Raw genomic sequence first — 13225 nt, forward strand, 5'->3', positions numbered from 1 at the left:
CGATGAAGAAGGTTTTTAACCCGATCTCCGTCCGCCGCCCATTCGGGCATTACAATCACGGGCTGCTGGTGCCGCCGGGCGCCTCCCTGCTCGTGACCTCGGGCCAGCTCGGCATCGCCCCCAACGAGGCGGTACCGGAGGATATCGGCGCACAGGCGGAACTCTGCTTCGAAGCCATCAAGGCAATTCTCGCCGAGGCCGAGATGAGTTTTGCCGACGTTATCCGCATCTCCGCCTTCGTGACGAAGCGAGAGGATTTCCCAGCCTACATGGCCGTGCGTGATCGTTACACGCTCGATCCGAAGCCGGCCTCGACGCTGATCATCGTCGGCGGCTTCACCCGCCCGGAATTCCTCGTGGAAGTCGAAGTCACGGCCGCCAAGGTGTTTTGCTGAAGCGAGCCGAACGCCTGCCTCCCCGTCAGTCGCTGCTTCAGTTGCCTGCGCCCGATTGCCTAAAGCGCGTCGCGCTCGTAACGCGGCGTCCAGCCGCGCGCCATGCCGCGGCTCATCACTCGTTCGGCCAGCGCCAGTTGCCGGCGCAGATGCTTGCAGTCGTCGAGCAGCGAACGGATCGCCGCCTTGGCATCATCGTCATGCCAGGCGAGCACGGCTTCCACTTCCCAAGCATCATCGGGTTCCAACTGATCAGGCTTGGCCTGACGGGATTTCAAAATCGGCCGCATCAGTTCAGCGCCAGCGGCAATTGGACCGGGCGCGGCAGAGGCGGCAGCGGACGGCTGAGTTCCACCTTTTTCTGCCAAGCGGCGCGGCGCTGCTGATCCCGCTCGCGGGCGGCGCGAGAGGCTTCGACGAGGGCAAGGGCGTCGGCGATCACCTGTTCCGCATGTGTCATGACCATCTCCAATGTTCCTGTTTTGTTCTAATTTAGACTTTTAGCTGAAGAAGTCAAGTGCGACGACGAGCGTGTCTTGGAAACGGGAACTAGGATGCGCCGCTGGTCAGAATGCGGCCGCTGGTCAGTCGGCGGCTTCTATGACGGCGATGCCCGCCTCCTGCGCAGCCCTGATGAAGACGGCGCGCACATGATCCGGCGAGAGATCGCCGGTAATCGCATCCAGGCAGGCCTTGACCGCTTCGAAATATTCTTCGCCGTCATCCACCGGCCAGTCACGGAGCAGCGTTCGCGCGGCATCCCACACTGAGTTGATAACGGCATAATGGCCGAGCCCCATGGAGGCCAGGCCTACCGGTCGAAAATTTGCCGTCTGTCTCACTTTGCTACAGCTTTTCCTCATTTCGGCGAGCTAACCGATACTTTGCAATTAGCATGCCGTTGGCAGCGGCCTTCGATCCTTGGCACCATGACCGTGAAAGACACGTCTCTCCCGGCGGGATCCGGCAGGCGGACGCTTGAAACGGGAAACGTCTGAAGCTTCTCGAGGGGTTCCGGAACTCTCGCTATCAGCATTAAACGACCGATTATGGTAAATACCAGACTGAACTCATTACACCCACTCATTAAAATCGCCAATATCCATACATATTCTATCGGACGTGCAGCAACGCCTTGCCTTCTCGAAAGCAACGCCTGGCAACGATCAGGCATTGATTGTCCCGAAGGTGGACGGGAATGAATCCAGATCGTACAATGCCATCTCTTGCACGCGGCGGATCTGGGAGGACGCGCGATGCCTATCTTCATGGACCGGCACTACCTCGAAGGAACGTCAGCCGCCGAGGTTGCCCAGGCGCATCGCATGGATATCGACATTCAGGATCGATACGGCGTCAAGTTTCTGACTTATTGGTTCGACGAGCGGCGCGGTACGGCCTTCTGTCTGGTGGATGCGCCCGATGTCGAAACCGTCCACTGCGTACATCGCGAAGCGCACGGTTTCGTCGCTAATGAGGTCGTCGAGGTGGCTCTGTCGGCTGTCGAGGCCTTTCTCGGTCGCATCAATGACCCCGATCCGGCGCCAGGCCAATCCGCGCCGCGGATGGATCCTGGCCACCGGGCGATCCTGTTTACCGATATTGTCGGCTCGACCGAGATGACGGCGCGCCTCGGCGACCGCATGGGGACGGAGCTGGTCAGGGCGCATGACGCGATCGTGCGCCGGTGCCTCGGCAAAAATTCCGGCCGCGAAGTGAAGCACACCGGCGACGGCATCATGGCCGCCTTCGCGGAGACGACCGCAGCCGTCGAATGCGCCATGGCGATCCAGCAGGAATTCCAGCATTACAACGGCAGCAAGGCCGAGCCGATCCATGTTCGCATCGGGCTCGATTGCGGCGAGCCGGTCGAGGACAGCAACGACCTCTTCGGCTCCACAGTGCAGCTCGCAGCCCGCCTCTGCGCGGCCGCAGCCAGTGACCAGATCCTCGTGTCGGAGAATATATTCCGGGAATTTGGCGCCGGCGACCTCTTTGCCCACGCTACGCGCCGGCGCATCAAGGGATTTTCGAAGCCCGTGCTGGTCTTCCGCTGCGATTGGGCGGGTGCCAGCCTTGGCTAAAGCGCGTCGCGACGGGGGCGACGCGCATAGAGCCGGTGAAATCCGCTGAGACTGTTGCGGCATTCCGCGGCGCCGCGGTCGGTTATGACCGGAGATTCGCAACCGGACGCGCCGCTTATGACGTGGCGGCACGCCAGCTCAGATCGTCGCGAACAGACGTGGCTCTTCAAGCATTGCCGACGTTTCGATCGCCCATCCCCTCGAATTTGGGGCCGCTGTCGAGCATGCCAGACATCTTCAGAAAACGGCGGAAATTCTCGCGCGCGGCGCTGAGAGGAAATGCCCCCTTGGCGGTATCCCTGCACGCCTTCAGCAGAGTGTCATATGCCAGACCTCGCTTGTCCTGCGGCCACTCATCCAGAAAATCGAAGATTTCGTCGAGACTTTTGATCTCGGCGACGAAATGCTGACGATGAAGAAAAACCGGCTCGAACCGAGCTTCCGACATAGTAACCTCCCATTTATATTACTTTTTTATGGAACAATATTACTGAAAATCACCGATTTGTTCAAGGCGAAATCGCGATTAGTTCGCTAGAGAACACTATGAACTTCCTTCCATAATCGCAGAATAGCTCGAGCAGATTATCGGGATTGCAGGATCACGAGGGACGATCGCTCGATCATCGAAGCCATTTCCTATCAGATCAGCGTGATCACTCTCGCCGGTCCTCGCATCTGGTTGTATCGGCATGATAGATTGCCGAGACAAACCTCAGGAGAAGCTTAGATGACCCGATTCCTCACATTGGTCGCAACCGGCGCGATGATCGGTTTGTCCACGCTCATGTCTTCCTGCAACACCTCGCCAGCGAGGCAGGACCGGGAGGATTTTCAGTATCAGCGGGATACTTCGAGGAACCCGGCCTGCGCGGGTGGCTTCAGGCCCAGCAATGCTCGCTCGTGCAGCTATTGAAAGACCGGTTCGCCATTCAGAGGTTTGGCGCATCAGGAGGGCGACATCTTGACGATCGGGCGTTGCGCCTCGACGTGATCCGGCTCTCGACCCTCAGCGCGCACGAATTTTCCCAGTCTCTGAATTGTGTCGTTTTCGAATCACTTTCCGTAGGGTTGTAAATTCCCTCTTGGCAAGGGCGAATTGCTTCGCTACAAAACGCTACCGCTTCAGATCGAACATAAGGGAGGCGTTGAATGACATCAGCAATCATCGAAGCCTTCCCGTGCGGTATGTCCCGACGCTAGGTCATATCCATTCGCGGCTCGCCCCTAGCGCGCGCGATATGCGGTTTTTTCTCCCTACACAGCCCGATTGATCTGACGGGATCACTTCGTCTTCCGCGTGGCTGCCTTTTAACTCTCGATTTTCAGGACCGGTTTCCGATACCGGCCGGGCTGGTTAAAATGACTCGCAAGAAGCTCGATTTCCGCGCCGATGCCTATCGTCACGTGCTCGGCTTTGTTTTTCATCATTGGCGCCACCGTGCTGTTCTGGTGGGCGTTATCATTGTGTTGGTTGCCGCCAGCACGCTTGCCGAGGTCATGGTGCCGGTGTTTTCGGGCCGGATCGTCGATGCCATTGCCGGCGGTAACGCCGCCGACGGTGCGCTCAGCGCCTTCGTCGTCGTCGTGGTGCTCGGCCTCACCAGTGTCGTGCTGCGCTGGTTCATATTCAACGGCATCATCCGGCTGACGCTGCGCATCATGGCCGATGTGGCCAATAACGGTTTCCACAAGGTGCAGCGCTTCTCGACCGACTGGCACGCCAACAGCTTTGCCGGTTCGACGGTGCGTAAGATCACTCGCGGGATGTGGGCGCTCGACTTGCTCAACGACGTGCTGCTGGTCGCGCTGCTGCCGTCAATCGTGATGCTGGTCGGCGCCAGTATGGTGCTCGGCAGCTACTGGCCGGTCATGGGCCTGATCGTGGCTGCAGGGTCGCTGGTCTATATCGGCGTGACTGTAGCGCTTTCCATGGGCTTCGTGTCGCCGGCGGCAAGGCTTGCCAATGCCTGGGACACCAAGCTCGGCGGCGCGCTCGCTGACGCCATCAGCTGCAATTCGGTAGTCAAGGCCTTCGGGGCTGAAAACCGCGAAGAGGCCCGCTTGCGCCACGTGCTGGGCAAATGGGACAGCCGCACGCGGCGGACATGGAAGCGCGGCACCTTGAGCGGCACGATCCAGGGCTTCATGATGGTTTCCATGCAGGCCGGCATTCTGGGAACGGGCCTGGTCATGTGGCGGCAAGGGCTGGCAAGCCCCGGCGACATCACCTTCGTGCTGGCGATGTTCTTCGTTCTGCAAGGTTATCTGCGCAATGTCGGCCAGGACATCCGCAATCTGCAGCGTGCTGTCAACGACATGGAGGAACTGGTGCTGCTCGACAGGATGCCGCTCGGCATCGAAGACAAGCCGCACGCCAAGCCGATCGCGATCGGCGCGGGCGAGATCGTCTTCGATCGCGTCACCTTCCAATATGGCGCTCATCCCGACCCGCTTTACGAGGATTTTTCGGTCACCATAAAACCCGGTGAGCGCGTCGGCCTGGTCGGGCATTCGGGCTCGGGCAAGACGACTTTCGTCAAGCTCATCCAGCGCCTCTATGACGTGAATTCGGGCGCCATTCGCATCGACGGCCAGGAAATCGCCGAGGTCAGGCAATCGAGCCTGCGCGGTCAGCTCGCCATCGTGCAGCAGGAGCCAATCCTGTTCCACCGGACGCTTGCGGAAAATATCGCCTACGGCAGGCCGAACGCCTCGCGGCGCGAGATCGAGCAGGCGGCGAAACAGGCCAATGCACACGGCTTCATCATGAACCTGCCCAAGGGCTATGAGACGATGGTCGGCGAACGCGGCGTCAAGCTGTCGGGCGGCGAGCGACAGCGTGTCGCCATCGCCCGCGCCTTCCTGGCTGATGCCCCGATCCTGATCCTCGACGAGGCGACGTCGAGCCTCGACAGCGAAAGCGAGGTGCAGATCCAGCAGGCTATGGAACGGCTGATGGACGGCCGCACGACGCTTGTCATCGCCCATCGGCTGTCCACGGTGCGGGCGCTGGACCGGCTGCTGGTGTTCGACAAGGGCAGAATCGTCGAAGAAGGCGACCACCAGGCGCTGATCCGGCTCAACGGCGGCATCTATCGCCGGCTGTTCGAACGCCAGGCGCTGGAACTCACCAAGGGGCTGGTGGCGTAACCGCCCTTCTCCTTCGTCATGTGCCTCAGTTGTCCGCTGGCGCCGATGGCTGCCCCTCACCCTAGCCCTCTCCCCGTTCCAACGGGGAGAGGGAACGTGCTAAATGCAACGTCGCATCGGGACGGCGGAGCGCTTCTGTGATCACCTTGAAGGCGGGCGAATTCTGGCGTCGGTCGGGAAAGGACTGACACCAGTCGTGAGGAACCTGCGGCAGGCGCCCCCAAGATCCTCCGGTGCTCACGACAGGGCGAAGATCCTGACCTCTCTGCCGATGCCCTGAAGCTCCGCCATTCGTGAGGCCGACGTGACGCCGCTGTCGCGCAGGATCTCCGAGACATTGGCGTCTTCGACGATCGCCTCAGTCGTCATGATCACATTCGGGTCGGCAAGGCCCTGGACGCGGGAGGCGATATTGACCGTCTGGCCGAAATAGTCCTGCCTGTCGTTCAGGTTGACGGCAAGGCACGGTCCCTCGTGGATGCCGATTTTCAGCAGGAGGTCTTCGCTGCCGTGTTCGGTGTTCAGCCGGCGCATCGCCTCGCGCATCCTGAGCGCCGCCGCCACCGCCCGGTCGGGGCTCGGAAAGGTCGCCATCACCGCATCGCCGATCGTCTTGACGACCGCGCCGGCCTCGGTCGCGACGATCTCGTGAAGGACCCTGAAATGCGCCCGCACCAGATCGAACGCGGCAAGATCGCCGACGCGCTCATAGAGCGCGGTCGAGCCCCTGAGATCGGTGAAGAGGAACGTCAGGCTGGTGATCTTCAGGCGCTGGTCGACATCGAGCGTATCGGTCCTGTAGATATCTCGGAAGCTCTGGTTCGTCAGCAGGCGCTTGGCCGTCAGGAACGGCCGCCTGCGGCCCAGGAGGTCGTGCAGCTCATCGCCGGCAATGCAGACATTCGGCACCACCCGGCGATCCGTGTGGTTCTCGAGAGTGAGCCGCAGCAAGCCCGGACGCAGCGTCACGGTTTCGTTCAGAGCATGCCCGCGGCTGATGACCATCGAGAGGTTCTGGCGTTCGTCGGCGGGTTCCCCCTGCACATCGATGAACTGGGCCGAATGGGTCACCGCATCGAAGATGATGACGAATTGCGCCGGCAGTTGCAGCGACACGAAGGCCTTCTCGCCCGGGGCCAGCTCGATCAGTTCCAGCAGGATGCGGTCGAACCTGGCTTCGAGGTCCTGCGGCAGGTCGACGCCGGAGCTGAAGAAAATCTGTCGGTAATATTCGAGCGGCGGCAGCCGGTCTGGCTCGTGGGCGGCAATCCTGCGCACGCGCGGACTGACCGTGAAGGTGACCTCGACCATCTCGTCGAGGGTCGGTTCGTATCCGGCTGCGCAGAGGGCGCAATGATAGGTATCCTGATTGACCCCTTTAAGGGTTGCGCCGCTGTCCAGGACGCCGCCGCATCCCGGGCAAAGCACATTCCAGGTCATCTCGAATGCACCGATCCGGGCTGCATGCAGAAAGGCCGCGATGGTTTTTTCTGCCTCGAGATGATGCTTGGCGGCGAAGGCGAGCGCATTGATGCGATTGAGATCGCGATCGGCGCCATGCTTGATGACATTTTCGATGCACTCGACCGTCTCAGGGTCAGCCGCCTGTCGCAGGCTGGCAAAAAGCACGTCCATTTCGCTCATCGGACAAGTCTCTGTGCTGACAATACGGCTGATGACGTCAGTCCAGGGATGATAACACGGGACGTTTCCAATAGAAATCGACCGGGGGCCGGATGTCTCGATCGTCCGTTTTGCGGTTGCGCCACCACCTGCGAAAATCGGTGAAACGGCGCACAAAAAGCGAGCTTCACCGCCCCCGCTTCCGCTACAGTCACTCGTTTCGGCCTCTCGGGCCTGGTCGCAAAGGAGAAACGATGGATCGTCTCGTCGGCGCGGATGAAGGAGTTCGATCGGCAGATCGGGTTGACGACGCCGGTCGTGCGGAGGGTCTTGCGCGGGATGTAACCGCCATCAAGATCGGCGACTGTCTGCTGGGTTACAAGGCCGTGCAGCGCCGCATGCGAGGCGGCCGCTGGAACCATTTCCGCGGCCGAATGCGCGAGATCGAAAAATTGATCCGGCATCGTCATGGCGAGATCGTGCCGGGGCGGATGACGCCTTGATCTATGTCGAGGTGATCGCCGGCCTCTCCTTCGTCGAGTTCGGGGAAGGCTTTGTCGAGGTGGTTCTCGGCTGGGCGGCGCGATGGCTGCCCTGGGCCGGGAAAGCCGCCATAGAGGAAATCATCTACGAGCGGACGAAGGTGCGCTTTGCTGCCCTCACCGCCGATGCGCTCGGTCACGCCCTGCATCTGAGCTACGCCGAACGCAGCGCGCTCGACATTCGCACCATCGGCGCCTTCGACGTGCCGAAGGCGAAAAGAGCAAAACTGCAGAAGGAAAAGCGGCGCCAGCGCGAACGAAACCGAAAGGAAGAGCAGCGGCGGGCCGCCGGCGCCGTTTCCAGGGCCGAATATCTCGACAACTCCCTCAGCGCAGCCCGCCCCTGGGAGGCCTTCGGCATCAGCCGCCGCACCTGGGAGCGCCGCGGCAAACCGATGCCGGAGCCAATGCCAGACGGCGTGCCGATTTCGCTGGCCGCTTAGCGCAGCGGCCTTTCTCCTATTAGCGAGGCGGCCCGAACCAGGTGCTCATCGCTGCGTCGAGGCCATTCCCGGATCCCTCGCCCACCCATGCCACGTATCCGTCAGGCCGGATCAGCACCGCAGTCGGCGCCGCAACCGCCCCCAGCGCCGGCAGCTCCCACGGCCCATCATAGCTGGCCTCGACCAGAGGCACGCGGCTTGACCATGGCCCGGTGTCGAGGCTGCCGCGCGAGGCGAGGTTCAACAGCACCGGTCTCGCCTCTCTCAACAGGGTGAAGAGACGCAAGGGGCCGTCCGGCGTGGCCAAATCGAGATCAGGCATGCGGCGGCCGAGCAGCGGATGCCCCTCGCCGAAGTCGTATCGGATGCCAAGTCCGGACATTTCGGCAGCGATCTTCTTGCGCGCCTCCTCCAGCCCAAGCAGTTCCAGCACGACCTCTCTGAGAGCCTCGGTGCGATCATCGGTCCGTTGCAGCGCGACCTGGGCCATCGTCGTGCGCAGCACGCGGGCGGCGACCGGATGGCGCTCCGCGTGATAGGTGTCGAGCAGGGCTTCGGGCGATATGCCCTTCACCACCTGGGCAAGCTTCCAGCCGAGATTGACGGCATCCTGCACACCGGTATTGAGGCCCTGCCCGCCGACCGGCGAATGCACATGCGCGGCATCACCCGCCAGCAGCGCCCTGCCTTTGCGGTAGACCTCCGCCTGGCGCGACATATCGGTGAACCTTGATATCCACTTCAGGCCGTGGATCCCATAATCGGTTCCGCAGGCGGCGATCAGCGCTTGCTTGAGATCGTCAAGCGTCGGCTCGCCTGTGCCCCCGGCAGTCTTTTCCGTGACCATGACATTGATCGGACCTTCGCTGGCGAAGACCACCTTGCCGTCGCGGATTTCATATTCCTCGCGGCCGAAGGCATGCATGCCGAGCGCCGTGCGATGGACGCCGAGCGGCGGCTCCTCCTCCATCTCGGCCTCGGCGAGAATATTGCTGGTCGTCGCGTCCCATCCCGGAAAGGCAATGCCCGCCAGCTTGCGAACCAGGCTGCGGCCGCCATCGCAGCCGACGAGATAGCCTGCGTGCAGCGACGTACCATCGGAGAGTTCGAGGGTGACGCCGGCCTCGTCCTGCTCGAAATCAGTCAGTTCGCGGCCGCGATAGATCGTCACCGGCAGTTCGCCGACCCAGCCGGCGAGGATGCGCTCGATATGCTTCTGCCGCAGGGCCAGCCCATAATTGTGCCGCGTCGGGAAATCGCTGATATCGAGCCGCGTGACCGCAAAGCCAGTGACCTGGGCGATCTGGCCTTCCGCCAGGAACCGATCGACGATGCCGCGCTGGTCGAGAACCTCGAGCGTGCGCGAACTCAGACCGCCGGCACGCGAACCGACGATCTCCTGGTTCTCGCGCCGCTCGACGACGGCGACATCGACACCCGCCAGGGCCAGTTCACCCGCCAGCATCAGCCCCGTCGGCCCTCCTCCCGATATCACGACCGCATGTTCTTTCATCCGCGAACTCCTCTGTTCACACTTCCGAGCGCAAAACCCGCCATAGCGGGCCAACCCGGCGCGTTGACCTTCCCCGATTTCGTGATCCCTGTTCGGGTGCCGATTTCCCCTGTCGCAGGTTGTTCTCCCTATAAATAAAAGCTCTCTAATGGTGGGAAGGACTTGCGACAGAATTTCTGCCTTGCTTCCAAAGCCCTGTTGGTTGCCGCTTGCGCGCTGTTTCGCGGTGGAGCGCGGGCGTTGAAACACGACCGGACCGGGTAGGGCCGGATCCGACAGAGCGCCCATCTTTCACCATTCGTTCCGGAGGACGACCAATCAAAAAGCTGTCGTGGCGCCTCTCACTGCGGAGCTGTCGCCTTTTGCGGAATGGTCTCAGTCGCCTGGACGGCGAAGTCATCCTGCGCGCCGAAAACAGTGTCTTCACCGGTCACGATATGACAAACCACGCCGAGATGAATCTGGTTAAACTGGCGGCGCGGCACCACGACCCTGCTTATCTCGCCGACTGCACGCTCTATACCAGCACTGAGCCCTGTGCGATGTGCTCCGGGGCGATCTACTGGTCGGGCATCGGCCGCATGGTGTTTGCGTGCTCGGAAACGCGGCTCGGCGAGATTGCCGGGATCGGGTTGAATGTACCCAGCCGGGCGGTGTTGCAGACCGGAGCGCGTTCCGTCACGGTGGTTGGCCCGACGAACCTCGAAGACGAAGCCGCTGAAGTCCACCAGGAATTCTGGCCGAAGCATCTGGGCAAGGTTTAGGCCCAGGGCTCATTGATTTGCGCTGGAAGATGACGGCGGCTGCGATGCAGGTGGCCGAGGAGAAGGTGTGGGCGCATCTATCGCAGCGGTTAGCGATGCGCAGCCAGTCCTTGAGCTTCACGAATTCTCTCAGCAAAACAAATCACCCGTCACAGCCTCCTTTTGATGGCGTTCGTGGGCTCGATGCGCGAACTCAGCGGAGAACGAGTGAGACCCGCGCCGCCATAGTGCCGCCATAGAATTCGGCCCAATCATGATCGTATAACAAGCGGATGCGAAGAATGAGATTGCTGGTTCTCCTTGCTGCGGCCCTGTTGCTGATGGCGGTGCATGCCCAAGCCCAAGTTTACGCGCCGTATGATGGATACAATGAATACGACGGCTATGGCTATGATGACCCTTACAGCCCCTATCCCCCTCCTCCATACTACGAGCCAGAACCTGGCTATCGGGAACCCTTTCCAGAACGTCGAGAGCGATCGACGCGCGTTGGAGGAACCATCGTCATCGCCACGCGTGAGCACACCCTTATCTACACGACGTCAGCAGGTGAGCAGTTTGCCTACCCTATCGCCGTCGGCCGCGAAGGCAAACAATGGTACGGGATAACGCGGGTCGTGTCGAAACGACTGCATCCCGAATGGCGGCCAACTGCCAGCATGCGCCAGAAAAATCCAAGGCTCCCAGCGGTGGTCAAACCCGGGCCTGCAAATCCGCTCGGAACGCGCGCGATCTACCTTGCCGACGGACTTCTCCGCATCCACGGCACCAACGATCCCTCCTCCATCGGCACCAATGCATCAAGCGGGTGCTTTCGGATGTACCGCGAGGATGTCGAGGAGCTTTACGATATGGTGCAGCCGGGGACCCGCGTGATCGTCCAGCGGTGACGGAGCCTTCCCGAATTGTTTCATCTGACGTGGGCTTAGGCTCGTCTCACTCCCGGCCACAACACAACCTGTACTATAGCGTACAATCTCGCGAGTGTGTCCTTGTTGCTACAGCCTTTTGTTGAGATGTCGCTATACCCTGTGGTTGCAATCAATGCCATGGGGTACACAAATGAAGTTTACTATCGCCACCGCCTTACTCGCACTTGTCGCCACGACCGCGTTCGCGGCCGATGTCGTTCAGGACGTTCCGACCGCGCCTGTTGCGGCGGCACCCGTCTTCACTTGGTCGGGTCCGTATTTCGGTATCGATGGCGGCGCGGGATGGCTCGACGGTGATTTCAGCGCCGGCGGCCTCAGCGCTTCTGAGGACTTTAACGGTGGTGTCTTCGGCGCATTTGCCGGCTACAACTTCCAGTTCGACAGCATTGTCGTCGGCATCGAGGGCAACCTGGAATACAACTGGAATGAAGAGGAGGCACTGGGGGCAGACGTTGGAACCGATTGGGCGGGCGCTGTTCGCGGTCGTGTCGGTTACGCCTTCGACAAGGCACTCATCTACGGCGCAGCTGGTTGGACTGCCACACGCGGTTACGTCGACGTCCCGGGATTCGACAAGGAAACGGAAACCTTCAACGGCTACACCGTCGGCGCCGGCGTTGACTTTGCCTTTACCAACAACATCTTCGTTCGCGGCGAATATCGCTTCAACGACTTCGGCGAAAAAGATGTCCTGGGTGTTGATGTCGACCTCGACCAGCACGAACTGAAATTCGGCATCGGTGTGAAGTTCTAAAAACAGTCCCTCAGATCGTTAGCATCAGAGCCTCGCCGTGTTTCGGCGGGGCTTTTCAGTGACTCCGAACCAGGTCACGGTTCACGCGCGCCATATGGGGCTAGACTGTGTAGCAGTTAGCCGCGGCGGTCGGAAAACTCGTTACCCTCAGTCGCACTGGCGCCGCTTCGCTTCCGTGTCGGCGCCTTCTCCGAGGGAGTCGTCGGCGCCGTAAATGGAGAAGGAACAGCATGACGCTGAACGGCGATGCGCTGCTGCCCGCAACAGGCCGACGCTATCATCGTGCTGAGCCGTGAGGTTATCGAGAACTAGTCGGCCGAGTCCCAGGCGTGTGAGCCGCCAAGTTCGCCATGCTGTCGCCAAGGCACTCGATGTCGGGGCTTTCGACCGGCTCGTCACTAGCAGCACGCCGTCCTTCACCTCTACAGGTGGCTAGCCCTCCAACCTCACGACCATGTAAGATCGTTTTTATTCATAGTCGTACTCCGTCTTTTTCACGCGTATCCACAAAGAATCTCTAGGTATTTCCTTCGTATTCAAAGCAATCCAAAAATCAGAAACCAATTCTTCATTCGAGAACCTGAACATGTCAGACATTTTACCAATCTTATGCCATCGGAAATGAGGAGAACTCGTCGCCACAGCGCGAATTGCCTCAATATCGCAGGGCCCCTTGGGTAATTTTTGCTGCAAGCGCTTGCTGTAGCCGGAAATATCTGCCTTCTCTCGTGACATCACTGCGTCGATCGCTGCGATGACGCCTGCCATTTCATTGTAGCACCTGCCGGGCTCAACTGTTTGGGTCGAGGCGGTCTGCGTCGCCAAGCTCATGTAAAATGCGACAAGGTATTTCGGAACATTGAACATGCATGATCCCTAAAGGGCTGGCTAACTGTGAGCGATTGACCTGCGGTCCGCAACGGCTTGAAGGCTGACCAAATTTGCGGAAGGGCACCTTCTTTTGAAGGGGGCGAATAAACCCGCCAAGGCAGGCAGCTCATCTGGAGAATTTTTTTGACGCC

At 60.7% G+C, this 13225-nt stretch carries 12 protein-coding genes and 3 pseudogenes; 7 read left to right on the forward strand and 8 right to left on the reverse strand.

Annotated features, from left to right (window positions below; translation table 11 throughout):
- The first annotated feature begins 2 nt into the window (after positions 1–2).
- The gene (locus CO660_RS09870) at positions 3–395 is read left to right on the forward strand and encodes a RidA family protein (RefSeq protein ID WP_097598559.1); all 393 of its coding nucleotides are present in this window, start codon (positions 3–5) and stop codon (positions 393–395) included.
- 59 nt (positions 396–454) lie between these two features.
- Here CO660_RS09870 and CO660_RS09875 read toward each other — a convergent pair whose 3' ends face one another.
- The 3 genes from CO660_RS09875 to CO660_RS09885 form a co-directional block, all read right to left on the reverse strand.
- Entirely contained in the window at positions 455–685 is a 231-nt protein-coding gene (locus tag CO660_RS09875; RefSeq protein ID WP_097598560.1) for a hypothetical protein, read from the reverse strand.
- The gene (locus CO660_RS09880) at positions 685–855 is read right to left on the reverse strand and encodes a hypothetical protein (protein ID WP_176536259.1); all 171 of its coding nucleotides are present in this window, start codon (positions 853–855) and stop codon (positions 685–687) included. The genes CO660_RS09875 and CO660_RS09880 overlap by 1 nt, the downstream gene beginning before the upstream one ends.
- A 124-nt stretch (positions 856–979) precedes the next feature.
- Positions 980–1237, reverse strand: a complete 258-nt coding sequence (locus CO660_RS09885) for a DUF982 domain-containing protein (protein ID WP_085778099.1) — start codon at positions 1235–1237, stop codon at positions 980–982.
- 414 nt (positions 1238–1651) lie between these two features.
- On the opposite strand from CO660_RS09885, the gene CO660_RS09890 reads away from it, so the two are divergent.
- A complete protein-coding gene (locus tag CO660_RS09890; protein WP_085778098.1) occupies positions 1652–2479 on the forward strand; it encodes a nickel-binding protein in 828 nt (275 codons plus the stop codon).
- A 166-nt stretch (positions 2480–2645) separates the two neighbouring features.
- Here CO660_RS09890 and CO660_RS09895 read toward each other — a convergent pair whose 3' ends face one another.
- Entirely contained in the window at positions 2646–2927 is a 282-nt protein-coding gene (locus tag CO660_RS09895) for a DUF982 domain-containing protein (RefSeq protein WP_085778097.1), read from the reverse strand.
- A 914-nt stretch (positions 2928–3841) separates the two neighbouring features.
- On the opposite strand from CO660_RS09895, the gene CO660_RS09905 reads away from it, so the two are divergent.
- Positions 3842–5632 (forward strand): ABC transporter ATP-binding protein, encoded by a 1791-nt coding sequence (locus CO660_RS09905; RefSeq protein ID WP_097598563.1) that lies wholly within the window; start codon positions 3842–3844, stop codon positions 5630–5632.
- Positions 5633–5869: 237 nt separating this feature from the next.
- On the opposite strand, the gene CO660_RS09910 is transcribed toward CO660_RS09905, so the two are convergent.
- Positions 5870–7276: an adenylate/guanylate cyclase domain-containing protein gene (locus CO660_RS09910; RefSeq protein WP_097598564.1), complete on the reverse strand. Its 1407-nt coding sequence runs from the start codon at positions 7274–7276 to the stop codon at positions 5870–5872.
- A 233-nt stretch (positions 7277–7509) separates the two neighbouring features.
- On the opposite strand from CO660_RS09910, the pseudogene CO660_RS09915 reads away from it, so the two are divergent.
- Positions 7510–8240: pseudogene (locus CO660_RS09915) on the forward strand (hypothetical protein).
- A gap of 19 nt (positions 8241–8259) precedes the next feature.
- Here the strand turns inward: CO660_RS09915 and CO660_RS09920 are convergent.
- Entirely contained in the window at positions 8260–9753 is a 1494-nt protein-coding gene (locus CO660_RS09920; RefSeq protein ID WP_097598565.1) for an FAD-dependent monooxygenase, read from the reverse strand.
- A gap of 386 nt (positions 9754–10139) precedes the next feature.
- On the opposite strand from CO660_RS09920, the pseudogene CO660_RS09925 reads away from it, so the two are divergent.
- Positions 10140–10517: pseudogene (locus CO660_RS09925) on the forward strand (nucleoside deaminase); the annotation flags it as partial.
- Positions 10518–10542: 25 nt separating this feature from the next.
- On the opposite strand, the pseudogene CO660_RS33765 reads toward CO660_RS09925, so the two are convergent.
- Positions 10543–10641 (reverse strand): annotated as a pseudogene (locus CO660_RS33765) (IS5/IS1182 family transposase); the annotation flags it as partial.
- 157 nt (positions 10642–10798) lie between these two features.
- On the opposite strand from CO660_RS33765, the gene CO660_RS09930 reads away from it, so the two are divergent.
- Complete coding sequence (locus CO660_RS09930) at positions 10799–11407, forward strand: L,D-transpeptidase (RefSeq protein WP_097598566.1); 609 nt, start codon at positions 10799–10801, stop codon at positions 11405–11407.
- Positions 11408–11579: 172 nt separating this feature from the next.
- The gene (locus tag CO660_RS09935; protein ID WP_097598567.1) at positions 11580–12203 is read left to right on the forward strand and encodes an outer membrane protein; all 624 of its coding nucleotides are present in this window, start codon (positions 11580–11582) and stop codon (positions 12201–12203) included.
- Positions 12204–12671: 468 nt separating this feature from the next.
- Here CO660_RS09935 and CO660_RS09945 read toward each other — a convergent pair whose 3' ends face one another.
- Positions 12672–13070, reverse strand: a complete 399-nt coding sequence (locus CO660_RS09945) for a hypothetical protein (protein ID WP_097598568.1) — start codon at positions 13068–13070, stop codon at positions 12672–12674.
- Positions 13071–13225: the final 155 nt, after the last annotated feature.

Source organism: Rhizobium sp. L9, from assembly GCF_002531885.1.
In the GTDB taxonomy this organism is placed as follows: domain Bacteria; phylum Pseudomonadota; class Alphaproteobacteria; order Rhizobiales; family Rhizobiaceae; genus Rhizobium.